Consider the following 14,620-nt stretch of genomic DNA (forward strand, 5'->3'; position numbering starts at 1 on the left):
CCCTCCTTTATGCTAACGCAATTGTCCAGTTTGGTTTCGTGCCTATCAATACAGCCCATTCTGCGTCCGTAAACGCCGCCTCTTTCGCGGTCTGGCTAAATGTAATTGTTTGTCCCTCCGCCGTGTCTGACAATGCTTGAACAATACTCGTAATACTTTCTTTTTTTAGCACCACCGACCAGCTTAAATTTGTGCTTCGCCGAATAACGCCCTCAATGCGGATATGTTCCAGCTTTTTAGCATTTTCAAAACTCTTATCCGCAAACCCAGCCCAAGTCATATTTTCCGGCATAATTATTTTTTCGACGCTTACAAGGTTTTCTGCAAAGTTAAATATAAAATCGCCAGCTATAGCACTGGAACAATCTATCACGCCAATATATTTGACATTGGAATACCGGCACAAATATTGAAAATTTGTACACCTGGAAAAATCAACATTAACTCCTATTGTTTGCGGTCTGATGTCAACAATTTTTGAGTAGCTAAACATGCCCTGCTGTATAGTAGGTATTATATCATATTTAGGTTTAAACAAGTCTTGCGTCCACCCGACACCGGCAAACACATAAGTATATTCTGTTCTATTTCCGTTATCCTGATAAGCGTCCCAAAATGTATCATATTCACTCTTTTTCCCTGCCTCAAACACCGCCTGCTCATTTTCTGCAATTTGTGTCAGCTTGTCTGCTATGCTCATTCGCCATCACCGCCTATTAATTCATTTTGAATCGCTATAATGCTGTCAAGCGCGGTTTCTATATCACCTATTGCATTATCAACATATGTCTTGTCTGCATAATTAAGAGAATCTGTGTAATCTTCTGCAAATGTCACACCCATACACTCTGCCATTTTCTTTGCGATTGCCAAACGACCAGTATTGTTCGGATGCGTGGTGTCGGTAGACGGGAAATAGATGGAAGTTGTCAATTCATTAAATCCAATATGGTATAAATCAATCCAGTTAAGTTGATAATTTGCCGCTACTTGTTTCCCTTTGTTGACATAAGTCAATAATGTTTCACTTATTGTATTTGTCCTTGTATTCGAATCGTTTGTAAAATTCCCGTCTGCATCTTTCCAATAACGCCAACAGGGCGATAAAACTACAATCTTTAAATGCGGATATGCCGTCAATATCGTTTCGATTGAATACCGTAAAGCACCCATATACGTTGTTGTGTCTAACGGGTTGCTGTCATTATCAAGCGTAATACTTCCGCTCCAATCATTTGTTCCGTGATTTATCGTTATTACATCAATATCGTTAAAATCAAGTGTTTTAATGAATGCTAATCTTTCCTCTGCAAACGGCGGCACGTTTGTATGACTTAGCCCGTTTTCCTGTATCGCCCAATCATTGTTGGCGATAGAATACGCAAAACGGTACATACTCCAATTATCCCAACCTTCTTCATGTTGTGCCATTCTCGTACCGCCTAAAGCACAGTTATACACATTCGCTTTTGTAATGCTTTTGAAAAATTCACTTACTTCTGTGTTTTTCGTTCCAAAAATACTGTCGCCTAAGCATAGTATTTTTTTACCCATAAGAGGATGCGCTCCTGATGCAAATTCACCTACTAATTTGTTCATATCTTGATAGTATAATAATTCCATTCCGGAAGGAGGAACGGTAGTATTTGCGCTGATGAACAATTTTGCGCTCTCAGGCATTACAATATCTGTGATTTCAACACTTTCCCCCTCTGTAAGCGGCGCGTCTGTGTAAACTGTCTTTTCGGCGCTTATTCCGTAGGGCTCATATTCCGTTAACACTTTTCCATACTCTATTCTCGGATAAATTGTTACATTATCCAATGTTTTGCCTGACCCAATCGTACATTGAAAACACAAGTATGTATCATCCGCTAAAGTAAACACCGGTGAATCCTTACCTAAAGTTTGCGTTAAAATTGTTGCCGCGCCGTCCACATAAGTTATTATTTTGAACTGTATTTGATTATAATGTTCATATGTCGTACTAAAGCTATAATCCCCTGCCGGAAATAAAATGGCGTCAGCCTGCTTAACCGCATTATAGTGTGAATTTGCTGTCGCTGTCCCGTTTGCAGTAATAGACCCGTCATCGTTAATGGTCCATGTTATACCATTAATGGTAGAGGAGGTATTTTGAATACTCTTTGTCGAGAATAGGTTCTTTCCACGTATTGTAATTGGGATTGCGTACTTTCCGGTATAATCCCCGCTTGCAACCAAGTCCCCAACGCCGTCACTTGCACCGTAAACCTTTAAAGATATAGGGCCTTCCCCTGCTAAGTGGTCGGTCACAATTAATGGATAGCCATATATTCCCCCATGCGGATTTGTCTTAATTTTATCCGCTTTTCCGCTTACTTCACCTGCTAAATCCGCAGACGCCACACCGCACCATTCTGTTCCGTTCCAGAAAATCATGCTCCCTGCCGAAAAATTCTCAATCTTTGCAGGAAAGCTTGTCCCGTCCCAATAACCCAAGTAAAACGTCACCGTGTCGTCTGCAGACGATAACCCAAGCAGTTCAATACTAAAATTTAAAGGGTAATTGCCTCCGGTATCGTAAGGCCAAATCTCTCCAACTTTACTGCGCGCGGCATTATATACGCACACCGCGTCAAGGCCGGAATTCGTACCAACACAAGCCGTATCCAGAATAAACCCCGTTTTAAGTCCGCAAATGTATATTCCGTCCCCTCCAAGAGGCAAACTGTCAATCACAAAGAAATCCGACGCTTTTCCTGAATATTTCGCACCGTTTGCAATATCGCTTGACACATAACAATACGTTCCGGGCTTAGGGTTCGTCGGAAGTCCTTCCCAGCTTGAAACCGCTCCGCCCCAAATCGAAACAGAACTTATCTTTTCGTCAACCTCTGGCTTCGTGTAAATATCCGCTGAGTTTGCTTTTAACGCAAGCTTTGCGTCTGTTTCGTTTTTAGTGTATAAGACATTTTTATAATACACGTCTGCCGCGTTGGCCTTTAAATCAAGGGCTGCCTGCGTTGCTGTGCTCACCGGTTTGTCCGCGTCTTTTGTGTTGTCCACATTTCCAAGACCAATCTGTGCCTTTGTCACACTATGTGGATTTGATGCGTTTTTAATGTGCGCATCAGATGCCGCGGCCTCTGCTTCAAGGGTTGCCATATCGTCTGCAATGTCGCCAAACGCCAAATTAAAATCCTCGGCATGTATTGTGTTAACGCCGTCTTGTTTCTCCGCAAAATATCGTTCGTTCATTTTTACCTCCTCCTAAATTATTTCACAGCTTTTTACAACTTTTGTGCTCCCGAATAGTTTATATGTTGCTTTCTGCACAAAACCGGTTTGTATCCCGTTATTAGGTGTTTCAATTGTTACTATGTCCCCAATGTTGATGGGGTTTTGGTGTTCAAACCCATATATTTTTTCTCCAAATTTGAAGGAGCCGTATGTAAGGTAATTCCTCCCATCTATAATTTTAGCATCAATTTTAAGCCCAACGGTTAGGTTATCAAAAATTCTATCGAGCGCAGTTTGAGCATTTTCAGATGTCATTGTCCCGAGAGTGTTTAGTGATTTTTCATTAATTATGGGTAACGCCGAATCAACAGGATTTTGCTTTTCTAACACTCCTCCGTCTACTGACATATAAGGATAGGCAACAAAAGCAAGCCAGCCACCGTCTAAAGTTTTAGTTCCTTCAACAATTCCATCTGATAATTCTTCCACAACCTTTGCTTTCAAATAATGCGGATGTGTTTCAAAATCAGTAAATAAATCGTGTCTTCCCTCTTGTCCTGTAATGTTGCGTTCTGAATAATAATTTCCGACAATATACCTATTTTTAAATTCACACGGAACATCAAGATTGAATGTAACCCATTTCCCAAGATTTTCAGTTATAAAGTCATTATCGAATGATTTTGTTACCGAAATACTTTCTTCGCTTGAAACAAAATTTGAATATCCAATAGATAATTTCGTAATTGTTTCTTTGTTTTCAACATTTATCCCCGCCATAATTCTATCGGTGCTAATGTTTTGTGACACATCACTACTAAGACGTTGTACCGTTACGCCGTCGCAGTTTGCGGTTGTTACATAAGCTCCAAACGAAAAGCAAATCTCTTGCAAAGCACTACGCACGGTCCCGGCGGCAACTTGACCCGACACTGTAAGTTGCTTCGTGTAATTGTCTATGTAATACGGTATATTTGTCCCACTGAACAAGTCTTCCATAACGGCTTCAAACGTTTGTTGATAATAAAACTTACCGTCGTATGTTAGGTAGTCCATCATGCCGATGTAATCTGTGGAGTTTACCATCCATCTGTATTGGCTTGTTTTCTTTGCTTCCGTGATAAAAGTCTTCTGGATAAGTGATGTATCGCTGTAAATATATAACGGTTTTGTTACAGCAAATTCAAAATTTTCATAATCTCTTACATCAAGTTCTAAATCCAGTGTGCTTGCAGGTAATTCTGTCGCAATTTTTCTTGTTTCCTGTATTACCGATGCAGTTAAAATTAGGTTATCAATTACAAATATGCCGGTTTCTTCATCACCGTACTTTACCGTTATATTTCCGTTCATGGCAATCTGTTCGCCTCCATTGGTATAAACGTCGCTTCAAAGCTTTTCCACTTGACAAGGCCTGTTTTTGTATTAATACTTGCCAGCTCCTGTGAACCGTTTGATACATATGCATTAAAGCTTATGGTGCTTTGATTATATACAAGCCTTACGGGTATCCCATAATCTCTGGGTGTAGACAAGTATTCCCATAACGCATCATATACTTGCTCCTTTCCCGTCTTGCGGGCAAAGGTAATTTTGTAATTGTAAAATGTACCATATGGGTCAAGCGACATTGGCGCACCGGGTGAAGCTGTTCTGCCTGTGTTTTCAGAATACAAAATTTCAAAACTCCTACTTACGGAAATCGTAATATCGTCGTATTTTTTTCCGTTTATAACAATGTAGTCCATAATGCCCTCCTATACGCTGAAAATACTTGCGCCAACTCGTTTTGATTCGCGGTTCATCTGGTCGAGTGCAACACGGCCAAACTCACGGCCATCAATCTGCAGGATAACGGTTTGGTTTCCGCCTCCATTTTCACCCATTGCCTCTGCAACAGCCTGTTTAATCGTGGATAATGGCGCCTCCACGTTAGTACCGCTCTTTTGGTCGCCTAAAACGGCAAGAAATTCTTTGTTTGGGGGGATGACAGCACCAGCCGCTAATGCCGGAACCGGAAGGCGAGGTAAACTTACCGATGGTATTTGCGGTATATCAATACTTTCTAAGCCGGCAAAATCGGCAACTTTATTAATAAGTTTGATAATACCGTTTAACGGCTCTCGAACTCCTGCTGTTAAAAAATTCAAAAACATCTCAAATATATTTATTGCTCCATTTAACATATTGGCAAAAAGCGCGCCCCACCATTCCGCTGTAAAATACTTTGCAATATGTTCATTCCAGAATGCCTTAATTTTTTCCCAAACCTCTTTTATTTTATCAACAAGAAAATCCCAGTTTAGAGCCGCTTCAGTAACCAACCCGACAGCGCCAGCCGCTATTAAAGCTATGCCTAAAGGGAGGCCTACTCCTGTCATCACCAAAATAATACCTAAAATCAGCATGGCAGCACTCGCCGCAACTATTAATGCCTTGTTCTTATCAAAAAACTCTGTTACCTTAGTTGATATAAATTCCCAATTCAGAGCTACTTCCGCCGCCAGTCCGACAGCACCAGCCACGATTAAGCCAATAGATAACGGAGTAACGATGCCACAGCAACATAGAACGATACCAAGAACTAGCAAAGCAACGCTGATTCCAACTATCAATGCGCTGTTTTCATTTAAAAAATTATTAACCTTCTCTGTGATGAAATTCCAATTTAAAGCTACTTCCGCAGCTATACCTACTGCTCCCGCCACAATTAATCCAATGGACAATGGGCTAACAATTCCACAGCAACACAAAATTATGCCCAGCGCAAGCATAGCCAAGCTTATTCCAACAATCAGGGCAGCATTATCATTTAAAAAGTTTTGAACTTTTTCTACAATAAAATTCCAGTTTAAAGCAACCTCGGCGGCTATACCAACGGCACCAGCTACTATTAATCCTACTGACAAGGCGTTAACGATACCGCAACAGCATAGAATTACACCAAGTGCAAGCATGGATAGGCTTACCCCAACAATTAGAGCAGCATTATTGTTAAAAAACTCCGATACCTTCTCTGTGATGAAATTCCAATTTAATGCCACCTCCGCTGCAAGACCGACTGCGCCAACTAAAATTAGACCTATAGACAATGGTGTAACATGTCCACAGCAACACATAATAATACCTATAACGAGCATGGCAATGCTAACTCCAATAATTAAGGCCGCATTTTCCTTAAAAAAGTTTGAAATTGACTCGCCTATCGTTTCACCGTTATCTGAAGACGCTTCCGCAATTCCCCATAGCGTAGCACCCATTAAAATAAAGCCAATGCCCCAACCAATATGACCGCATATTAATAATATTGTTCCTAAAGCGATAAAAGCAGCGCCAGTAAGTTTAAGTGCCTTTTCCAACTTCTCATTCATTTTCATATTGTCCAAACCGTTTAGACTATCAAAATCTGCGTCCGTCGATTTGTTTGCCTCTTTTTGCTCTTGAATAAGGTCTAATTGTTCTAGTAGTTGGTCGATTATCTCATCATTTTTTTCAATTTTTTCATCGAGAACATCTAATTCACTTTCATCTTTGTCTTCTGAAAGAATACTAATTTCATCAAAATCGGCAAGGTAACGTTTATTTGCCTTTTCCTGCTGTTGTTGTATCTTTTGTTTCGCCTTTTTTTGTTTATTAAGCTCCTTATTTTGTTTTTCTAAGGCTTTTATTTGGTTTTCTATACGTTTTTCTTCCTCAGTTTTACCGCCTGACTGTTGTTGCTGGTAGGCTGTAGACTGATTTTTTAAGTTCTTACCGCTTTCAACCATTGCGCCAAACGTATTTCCACTTAATTTTGCAAAAAGTTTTGATACGGCAACGACCGCTTTGGTTAGATAACCGATAAAGCTTCTTAATGCTGGAATAACAAAATCATATATCGGTGCGAACGCCACCCAAAATGCTGCTTTTAGTTGGTTAACAGAATTTCTGAATTTGTCATCTGACATAATTGCATTTTTTATTGCCGCGGTAACACTTCTAAGTGCTTTTATAATTAACGAAAATACTACCACCCGTTTTGCTATTCCGAGTAATCTTTTTCCCAGCCTATCAAACCCGCTTGTCAAAACAGCTATGGGTCTATTCGGTTTTTTTGCAGCATTTTCAAGCTTTTGCCCCGCAATATTTGCTTTAGTAGATAAATCATTAAGTTTGTTGTTGGCAGATAATAATGTATCGTTTGTTTTCTTAATTTCGGCCTGCGTTGCTGTACCTACTGCGTTTTTTAACGCTTTCCCCATACCATTGGCTTTTTCTTTCGTCGCCGTAAGTTTTGGCTCCAATTCGTCAAGCTGTGCATTAAGTTTATCAAACTCGGCTTGCTGTTCAGGCGTTAACAAAACTTCGCCTGTATCCGGTGCCGTAAATGCATTCATTTGCAACTCCTGTAATTGCTGATAAACCCTGTCAATTTCAGCTTTCGTCTTTTTTGCACTTGCTGTGGCTTCGTCAAAATCGGACTGTATTTTTAAAATACTTTTATTTTCAATGTTCACTTCACCGCTTTCGAGTTGAGAAAGACGTTTTTTTAATTCGTCTACCTTTTTCGCTTGTTTTTCTACCTCTGCCGTAGCCTTGCGGAAGTTATTCGTTAACTGAGCGACTTTGGTATCTCCTTTTGAAAGAGCCTTTTGCAGAGTAATTCCGAGATTTTTAAATCCCTTCCCAGCTTTGTCAGCGGCCTTTCTAATATCGTTCTCGCTATATTTAATGCCATCCGTATCAACTTCTGTTGCAAGCGTTATTTTACCATCATGCGCCATCAAAATTCCCCCTTTGCTTTTTATTTTGTACATAAAAAAACCACGTCCGAAAACGTGGTTGATTTATTTTGTTTTTAGCTTGCTATTTGCTGTTCGATTATCGGCAATATGCCATGCTCTTTCAATAAAATTCATAGATATTTCAATCCACGCCCCTATAATAGGAGCGACTTGGGAATAAGAGTGTCTTATAAAATAATGCTTCTAATAATACATGCTATAAGTTCCCAAAAACCGATTCCGAACAACATCCCGCTTAAAAGACGCCTGTTATTTGTTGACATAACCCCAAATTGGTATTGCAACCCTGCATCAATTAACATGAACAGGAGAAATGCAGCTGAAAGCTTCCATGAAAAGAATACCTTACACAAAAGCAAAATAATGGAAACTATGTAACCAATCATTATGCCGGTACATCTTGCGCACACCGGAAATTGGTAACCTCTAAAGAAAAAACTTCTTTCGGGGAATTGATGGCAGCCCCAATATTTCCTTGCAATATCCATTAGTTTAATCCATAGTTTTGTAGAGTCCATTACATTTTAAACTTGTTTCCACACTTCTTGCAAACCCAGTAATGCGTTGTAGTTGTCTTGCCCGCTCCTGCAAGTCCGCATATTCCACATAAACAAATTTTTGTAAAGCTCGCACCTTTGCCTTCCACATCACTTATTATTTGCATTTCGGTGCTTTTACATCGTGGGCATCTCATGCCGCCAGCATTATTTTGCTCAACTACGGCATCTTGTGTTTGTGCAAAATTTTCTTGTGGAATATCTTGTGGCTCAGAAGCTTGAGTATGAGTATCAATAATTTCATTTCCGTTAATTCTTGCCATAATTTGTCCTGGTGTAATGTTCTGAAACCCAAACTGCATGACACTAACATTTGCTTTTTTTAAACATTCTCTGCATACCCATTCTTTACTCTTTCCACGAATTATATGACCTCCAATATTTTGTACTTTATTTCCACATACAGTACAAGTTTTCATTTTGAATTCCTCCCCCTAGTAATTTAATACATTATATACTAAATTTACTTAAATTACAAGTGGATTTCATTCAACACCGAACAAATCATGCATAAATTCCTGTTCCATTTTATCAAACTTGACGTTCAAGTCTACCTTTTTCTTGTTTTTAGTATAATACTCATGTTCCCAACTGTCTAATTTTTTTCCTTTACGCTTTTTCTGACGTATATTAACCACAGTGGCAAACTGGCACTCCCCGATTTCCATGTAGCCGCTTATAAAGGTCCACCAATGAAGATAAGAGGCAGACCTTATTTCATAGCCCAGCGTCCTATTAATCGGGGAAACCAACAAGGGGAAGTCTTGCTCCCAATTCATTATTGGGGCGTCTTGCTTTTTCTGTTCGTCCGCCTCGCCACAATTGATAAATAGCATCATTTCATCTACGGCTTTTTGTGTATCTGGGGGTATGTTGAAGTCATAAAAAATGCATAATGATGTACGCACCTTGTCTTGTTCGGAAAGCGTCTCATCATTAAGTGCAGAAACTACGTCCAAAATCATTCGGTAATCGCCGTTTTTGTTGATAGGATATATAACACCATCAATAATTATTTCTGTGGGTAAACTATAATTTATCATCGTTTCTTCATATATTTAGAAAGATACTTATTCATGTTTTCGTTTGCTTTTTTCTGGCTTTTGTTTATAATATCTTCCAGCACAGGTGCCATAGCGTTAAAAAAAGTCCAGATAAAATATTCTCCGTTTACAATGGCGTATGGGCTGCAATGCTGGAATAATACATCACTTATTTTGTTGCCGAATGCATAATCGACTGCATCATACACAATTTGATTAGCCTCATTTAGATAATCAACAGCCCCTTCAATATTCGGAACTCCGTTTTCGTCAACTTCATATTGTTTTACATTTTTTGTCTTTTCGTCAATTATGTTTTGAGCCTCATACAGTCGCTTAGGCAAATCCGGGTCCGATGGGTTAAAGGCTATTTCAGCCGTTACGCCTCTATCCACAAATTCTATTTCAAATGTTTCAAGCCCGCTGCCAACGGTAATCTTATGTGCCATATTTTATACCTCCTATAAAATTAGGGCGGCAAATCGCCGCCCCTTACAGTTATTCTGCTTCCGTAAATGTAGGAACCCCGTTAGCGATAGCCACGGTTCCCTTAGTAATGTCATTGCTGTAAGAAATTTCAATGGGCATATCAACATATGCGCTGCCGCCGATTGACGTAATATTAATCGTACAGTTTTTCTGGAGTTCTGCTTCAAACGTAGAACTTTCGCCAATATAGGCATATACGATAAGCACGTCAAACTGGGATAATAATTCCGGCGTTTTGTCTTGCCAAATTTGATGTAGTTTAAAATTTAGCTTAGAGCCGCCTTTCACCGTGTTAGGTTCAAAAGTCTGGTTCGGCTCCCATTTCTCAACGCTCGTTTCTGTGATTCCGCAGATATCCGTGATGGTTTCTGTGTTCGGATTGAGTTCAATTGCTGATTCCTCAACGCCGCGCCCTACAAGCTCCCATTCCGGTGACGAGCTTGTACCGACATCTACAAATGTCATAAGTAATTTTCGTGGGGCTTTCACGCCTGCCCCGGTATTAAAATCTGTTGCTGCCATTTACATTTTCCTCCTTAAATATTCATTTGCAAAATTTATTAACTTGTCTTTTTCTCCCGCGTTTTCCGCAGCTTTATCCCAATGGTCGGTAGCGTAAGAGTTTTTGTCTTTTCTGTAATTAAAAGTGCGGTTTGATGGTATTTTTTTTACATCATGCCTACTTTTCCATGTTACGCCGCCGTCCTTCGTAAATCCAGCGCAATGATACACAGGGTCTACATACACCACTCCGTTATACATGAATTCAGCGTAATCTGAATTATAGTGTATTAGAAATGGCTCAATTACAACTGATGCACCACCCATTGAACCGTCTAAAAACCCTTCATTATGTGGTACAAATTGTTTGACTAACCCTGCCCATTCTTTAGCAAGCGCCTTTCCAAATTTATCATTTTCGACTTTATTTAAGATTTTGGGCATATTTAACTCAATGGTAATACTGCTACGTTTCATACTCCACGCCTCGCCTCTTCATTTTATTAACGTAAGTAATCCGCAGCGTGAAGTAATAACCTACGAGGTTTGCATCTACATCACGAAATCGGACAGACGGCAAAAACGGTTTTGGCTCTACCCGGACGATTTGTTCGCCTATTTCCGGGAAATTTCCTGTAAGGTTTTGCGCTTCAATCCAGTCGCAAACCGCTTTTACGTCTTCGTATGACATAATGTTATAGTTATCCTCGTTGGAATACGCCATGCGGAAACAATCAATTTGGTATTCTTCATATACCGAAACAAACGGGACAATATCAGCTTCATAAAACCCCGTTATATCCTTTTGTTCGCTTATGCTTGCTCTGTCGCTTGAAGAAAACGGAGTTATCAGATTATCACCATCGTTACCCTCTGCGGAAATACTAAATAAATTCGCCATTTGCGGGCATTGTTTCAGCCATTCTGTAATGTTTGATAAGGACATTTCATCACCCTTTTATAATTTCAATATGGTTCGTACTCCACGGCGCGCCGTTTGGTTTGTAATTGATATAGACCTCCGAACCGGTTATAATCCCGCCGTTGTCCTTGTATTTATCCCGCAGCGCATTAAACTCCTGTAAGGTTTTCGGAACTGCATCTGGAATCTCTGCAAAGATGAGCAAATCTCCAACATTAACAGTAAAATGCCCGCCCTTTTTCTCATCAGCCAGCGCATAATATCCACCGTCTGTCCATAACGGCTTTTTGTACTGCTCCCAGTTATAAATAAATGCTGTCCATGTATTGGCCTTAAAAACCATTGCGCCGCTGGTCTTGTCATACAGCCCATCTTTCTTTCCACACATGGTTAAGGTGTGCTTTACCCACGCAGATTTGGTCGCAACCGTTTGTGATGTTGGTATCTGATTAATGATTGTAAATACCTCGCTGTTTAAATTGCTTAAACCAATCACATACATGCCCCCCGGTATAGCAGATGTCCTAAACCGCCGCCGTAGAAATATTGTCCTATGATTTCTCCACACCTTTCAGATATTTCCGCGTCTGTTTTTGTAACGTAAGAATAGCTTTCGCTCGTACCGCCTTGTGACTGGCTTTCACTTGCCACCTGTTTGTCTCCTGCATAATTTGACAGAAAGGATACCAAATCAAAAATGCAGTCCTTCACGGCCTCCGGGATTTCTGAAAGATTGTCTATGCGCTCTCCGGTCTGCCCGCCTGCCTGCGACCGTATCATATATTCCGCCCTGCGCGAGTAAATAAAAAAGGCGGAACTATCAAGAGTGCCGCCCATAGCCTCGTATTCATCATGTCCAAGATACATTCCGCCTCATACCTCCGTTATTTTTCCGGCTTTGTTTTAACCGGTTCTTTCTTCGGGGCCTCCGGCTTTACTTTGGCTGGATTAACCAGCCCGATTGTTCTTGCCATATATGCCCACCCCTTACGCTTTGTGATGCAGGTAAATACCCGCAACTTTGTTTTCGTAAACGTCCGCTAAGCCATATGCACGATACGGGAATTTATATGCATCGGCGTGCTGGTTTTCCTCGGGGGTAATAATTTTGTTAACTGTGTGTTTTGTGTACTGCAACAGTGCGGGTTTATGGATAACCATAAAATTGATGTCCTTGCCGGCAGACGCTTTCACATAACCGCCAACCTTTTCATTTGCGCCTTCCGAACCACTGTTGTCCGTTACGCCGTCATATAGGTCAATTGCGGTATAGAAACGTGTCTGCGGAACAAGTGTTACGTCAGAAAACCGGCTCATAACCTCTCTGGATTTTGTAGTATCCAAATCCTGCACCAAACCGTGCAATGTGGGTGTGATAAACAGATGTCTGTCTTCCATCGGTACTTCATCTTCGTCCATTTTGGTTGTTGCGGCTCTCAGCGCTGAAATTACATTATCACCGGTAGAAAGCGTTGTGCCGGTTGATACCTTTGAAATGCCTGTGGTTCCGGCATATGCCGCAAACCGGAAAGCGTCCAATTCGGGAACAACCTTTGTCCTAATAAATTCGCTCGACAGTTTGCCAAAGGCAACGCCGGCGGTTTCCTCGTTGTCCATTGCGTCAATGGTGAACGCCCTGCCTCTGTCGTAGTTGAATTTCACGGTTTCATTTGTCAGCGTCACATCGCCGTCAACATACCCGCTGTTACGCGAATAATCCGCTAAACCGTCCATTGAAATTTTCGGAATTACAATCTCGTTTGCGTTTGCTCCCATCTGAACAAGGGTATTGTCCCCGTCCAAAATAGAAGTTTTTGCGTTCTGCTTGTACACTTCATCAAGCAGGTTAATGTACTTTTTAAATAGTGCAATACTGTTTGCCATTTATTTTCTCTCCTTTTAAAATTATTTTAATCCCATTATAGACCGCGCCTGAGCGTCGTCTATGCCATCAAGCGGGGAGGCTCCCTTTAGCGTCACCTCTGCTTGCACACCCTTAAACGCCGCGCCGTCATCCTTCGTTAAAGCGTGGAAAATGTCCGCGTCAGATTTCCCCGTATTGGCCTCATCAGCCAAAGCATCGGTAAATTTCTGCAAGTAACTGTCCTTAATAGCTTCGTGCGACCATTCAAGCGGCTTGCCGTCTTTATCCGTACATACGGCGTTGTAACGGCTCAAAATATTTGCCTCGCGCTCTGCCTTTTCCTTTTCCTCTTTTGCTGCCTGTTCCTTTTCGGAAATATCAGCCTGCAGCGTTTCAAACTTCGCTTTCCAATCCTCGGCGGTTGCGTTATTATCCTTTAATGCCTGCAATTCTCCGGTGAGAGTAGTAACGGTTTCTTTCTGCGTAATCAAGTCGTTGCTTGCTTTTTCCAGCTTATCCGATATTTTTTCAACCTCAGCAACCGTTTTATAGTTCTCAATCACAGCCTTATCAAACTCGGCCTTTTTGTCGCTGGGGATTTCTAATCCGTAAGCCTTCAAAATTTCGTGAATGTTCTGCATATAAAATCCTCCTAAAATTTGTTTATACTGTGATTTCCACAGTTTGGATTAATCGGTTATACTCCCGACTGAGTGCATAAAAAATAAGCCTGTTTAACGTCTGTTGCTTAAAGACGGTAAAAATTAAGCACCCTGAACCGTTGTTTCAAAAGTTCAAAGTGCTTAAAACATCAACATTTTCAATTCGGCGACTTAATAATAAAAGAATTTAATTCTCTAATGGTTAGGTCAACCGGCTCAATACCCTTATCTTTACAATATTTATTAATTTTTCTGATGTCATATCTAATATCCTTTTCATCTAAAAATGAAACAAATCCACCGGCTTTTTCCGCCGCTTCATCTAAAGAGCGCATATTTTTTAAATCCCGTTCCGACATGTTCATTCTCCTTTCTCAAGGAAGCGGCATTAGTCGCCAATGGTTCCGATATAATCTAATATGCTTTCGCAAACTTTTCCTTCTTCGGTAATGTTATAATCTTCGTCAAATCCGTTTCGTTCCAAAAAGTCCGAAACCTTATCTTCAATAACATCGTATGGCATATCTAAATTCAACCCAAGACTTTGCATGAACTTGACTTGAATCTCATTCATAA

Annotated in this window: 18 protein-coding genes; all 18 read right to left on the reverse strand. The window is 40.6% G+C overall.

Annotated features, from left to right (window positions below):
• Nucleotides 1–7 precede the first annotated feature (7 nt).
• Nucleotides 8–700, reverse strand: coding sequence for a hypothetical protein (locus H8698_RS06495; protein WP_249311787.1), 693 nt, complete (start codon nucleotides 698–700; stop codon nucleotides 8–10).
• Nucleotides 697–3,240 carry an SGNH/GDSL hydrolase family protein gene (locus tag H8698_RS06500; protein ID WP_249311788.1) on the reverse strand — a complete coding sequence of 848 codons (2,544 nt, stop codon included), beginning with the start codon at nucleotides 3,238–3,240 and terminating at the stop codon, nucleotides 697–699. Before H8698_RS06500 ends, H8698_RS06495 begins: the two co-directional genes overlap by 4 nt.
• Nucleotides 3,241–3,252: 12 nt before the next feature.
• Complete coding sequence (locus H8698_RS06505; RefSeq protein WP_249311789.1) at nucleotides 3,253–4,575, reverse strand: hypothetical protein; 1,323 nt, start codon at nucleotides 4,573–4,575, stop codon at nucleotides 3,253–3,255.
• Complete coding sequence (locus H8698_RS06510) at nucleotides 4,572–4,970, reverse strand: hypothetical protein (RefSeq protein WP_177679976.1); 399 nt, start codon at nucleotides 4,968–4,970, stop codon at nucleotides 4,572–4,574. Before H8698_RS06510 ends, H8698_RS06505 begins: the two co-directional genes overlap by 4 nt.
• A gap of 9 nt (nucleotides 4,971–4,979) precedes the next feature.
• Nucleotides 4,980–7,985 (reverse strand): hypothetical protein, encoded by a 3,006-nt coding sequence (locus H8698_RS06515; protein ID WP_249311790.1) that lies wholly within the window; start codon nucleotides 7,983–7,985, stop codon nucleotides 4,980–4,982.
• A 188-nt stretch (nucleotides 7,986–8,173) separates the two neighbouring features.
• Entirely contained in the window at nucleotides 8,174–8,524 is a 351-nt protein-coding gene (locus H8698_RS06520; RefSeq protein ID WP_177679974.1) for a DUF2085 domain-containing protein, read from the reverse strand.
• Nucleotides 8,524–8,982 (reverse strand): hypothetical protein, encoded by a 459-nt coding sequence (locus tag H8698_RS06525; RefSeq protein ID WP_249311791.1) that lies wholly within the window; start codon nucleotides 8,980–8,982, stop codon nucleotides 8,524–8,526. The genes H8698_RS06520 and H8698_RS06525 overlap by 1 nt, the downstream gene beginning before the upstream one ends.
• A gap of 66 nt (nucleotides 8,983–9,048) precedes the next feature.
• Entirely contained in the window at nucleotides 9,049–9,606 is a 558-nt protein-coding gene (locus H8698_RS06530; RefSeq protein WP_177679973.1) for a Gp15 family bacteriophage protein, read from the reverse strand.
• On the reverse strand, nucleotides 9,603–10,055 hold the full coding sequence (locus H8698_RS06535; protein WP_177679972.1) for a hypothetical protein: 453 nt from the start codon (nucleotides 10,053–10,055) through the stop codon (nucleotides 9,603–9,605). Before H8698_RS06535 ends, H8698_RS06530 begins: the two co-directional genes overlap by 4 nt.
• Before the next feature lie 49 nt (nucleotides 10,056–10,104).
• A complete protein-coding gene (locus H8698_RS06540) occupies nucleotides 10,105–10,617 on the reverse strand; it encodes a hypothetical protein (protein WP_249311792.1) in 513 nt (170 codons plus the stop codon).
• Nucleotides 10,618–11,073 carry a hypothetical protein gene (locus tag H8698_RS06545; protein ID WP_249311793.1) on the reverse strand — a complete coding sequence of 152 codons (456 nt, stop codon included), beginning with the start codon at nucleotides 11,071–11,073 and terminating at the stop codon, nucleotides 10,618–10,620.
• Nucleotides 11,063–11,542, reverse strand: coding sequence for a hypothetical protein (locus H8698_RS06550; protein WP_249311794.1), 480 nt, complete (start codon nucleotides 11,540–11,542; stop codon nucleotides 11,063–11,065). Before H8698_RS06550 ends, H8698_RS06545 begins: the two co-directional genes overlap by 11 nt.
• A 4-nt stretch (nucleotides 11,543–11,546) precedes the next feature.
• Entirely contained in the window at nucleotides 11,547–12,014 is a 468-nt protein-coding gene (locus H8698_RS06555) for a hypothetical protein (protein ID WP_249311795.1), read from the reverse strand.
• Nucleotides 12,011–12,385, reverse strand: coding sequence for a head-tail connector protein (locus H8698_RS06560; RefSeq protein WP_249311796.1), 375 nt, complete (start codon nucleotides 12,383–12,385; stop codon nucleotides 12,011–12,013). Before H8698_RS06560 ends, H8698_RS06555 begins: the two co-directional genes overlap by 4 nt.
• A 120-nt stretch (nucleotides 12,386–12,505) precedes the next feature.
• Entirely contained in the window at nucleotides 12,506–13,402 is an 897-nt protein-coding gene (locus H8698_RS06565) for a hypothetical protein (RefSeq protein ID WP_249311797.1), read from the reverse strand.
• 21 nt (nucleotides 13,403–13,423) lie between these two features.
• Entirely contained in the window at nucleotides 13,424–14,023 is a 600-nt protein-coding gene (locus H8698_RS06570; RefSeq protein ID WP_249311798.1) for a hypothetical protein, read from the reverse strand.
• Nucleotides 14,024–14,202: 179 nt separating this feature from the next.
• Nucleotides 14,203–14,409, reverse strand: coding sequence for a hypothetical protein (locus H8698_RS06575; protein ID WP_249311799.1), 207 nt, complete (start codon nucleotides 14,407–14,409; stop codon nucleotides 14,203–14,205).
• 23 nt (nucleotides 14,410–14,432) lie between these two features.
• Nucleotides 14,433–14,618, reverse strand: coding sequence for a hypothetical protein (locus H8698_RS06580; protein ID WP_249311800.1), 186 nt, complete (start codon nucleotides 14,616–14,618; stop codon nucleotides 14,433–14,435).
• Nucleotides 14,619–14,620: the final 2 nt, after the last annotated feature.

It is taken from the genome of Congzhengia minquanensis (assembly GCF_014384785.1).
Lineage (GTDB): Bacteria > Bacillota > Clostridia > UBA1381 > UBA9506 > Congzhengia > Congzhengia minquanensis.

Bases quoted from the DNA above. Each gene is read 5' to 3' on its own strand.
- H8698_RS06540 (WP_249311792.1), bottom strand. From the start codon at position 10,617: ATGGCAGCAACAGATTTTAATACCGGGGCAGGCGTGAAAGCCCCACGA.
- H8698_RS06495 (WP_249311787.1), bottom strand. From the start codon at position 700: ATGAGCATAGCAGACAAGCTGACACAAATTGCAGAAAATGAGCAGGCG.
- H8698_RS06525 (WP_249311791.1), bottom strand. From the start codon at position 8,982: ATGAAAACTTGTACTGTATGTGGAAATAAAGTACAAAATATTGGAGGT.
- H8698_RS06575 (WP_249311799.1), bottom strand. From the start codon at position 14,409: ATGAACATGTCGGAACGGGATTTAAAAAATATGCGCTCTTTAGATGAA.
- H8698_RS06510 (WP_177679976.1), bottom strand. From the start codon at position 4,970: ATGGACTACATTGTTATAAACGGAAAAAAATACGACGATATTACGATT.
- H8698_RS06570 (WP_249311798.1), bottom strand. From the start codon at position 14,023: ATGCAGAACATTCACGAAATTTTGAAGGCTTACGGATTAGAAATCCCC.
- H8698_RS06580 (WP_249311800.1), bottom strand. From the start codon at position 14,618: ATGAATGAGATTCAAGTCAAGTTCATGCAAAGTCTTGGGTTGAATTTA.
- H8698_RS06505 (WP_249311789.1), bottom strand. From the start codon at position 4,575: ATGAACGGAAATATAACGGTAAAGTACGGTGATGAAGAAACCGGCATA.
- H8698_RS06560 (WP_249311796.1), bottom strand. From the start codon at position 12,385: ATGTATCTTGGACATGATGAATACGAGGCTATGGGCGGCACTCTTGAT.
- H8698_RS06520 (WP_177679974.1), bottom strand. From the start codon at position 8,524: ATGGACTCTACAAAACTATGGATTAAACTAATGGATATTGCAAGGAAA.
- H8698_RS06545 (WP_249311793.1), bottom strand. From the start codon at position 11,073: ATGAAACGTAGCAGTATTACCATTGAGTTAAATATGCCCAAAATCTTA.
- H8698_RS06565 (WP_249311797.1), bottom strand. From the start codon at position 13,402: ATGGCAAACAGTATTGCACTATTTAAAAAGTACATTAACCTGCTTGAT.
- H8698_RS06550 (WP_249311794.1), bottom strand. From the start codon at position 11,542: ATGTCCTTATCAAACATTACAGAATGGCTGAAACAATGCCCGCAAATG.
- H8698_RS06515 (WP_249311790.1), bottom strand. From the start codon at position 7,985: ATGGCGCATGATGGTAAAATAACGCTTGCAACAGAAGTTGATACGGAT.
- H8698_RS06500 (WP_249311788.1), bottom strand. From the start codon at position 3,240: ATGAACGAACGATATTTTGCGGAGAAACAAGACGGCGTTAACACAATA.
- H8698_RS06535 (WP_177679972.1), bottom strand. From the start codon at position 10,055: ATGGCACATAAGATTACCGTTGGCAGCGGGCTTGAAACATTTGAAATA.
- H8698_RS06530 (WP_177679973.1), bottom strand. From the start codon at position 9,606: ATGATAAATTATAGTTTACCCACAGAAATAATTATTGATGGTGTTATA.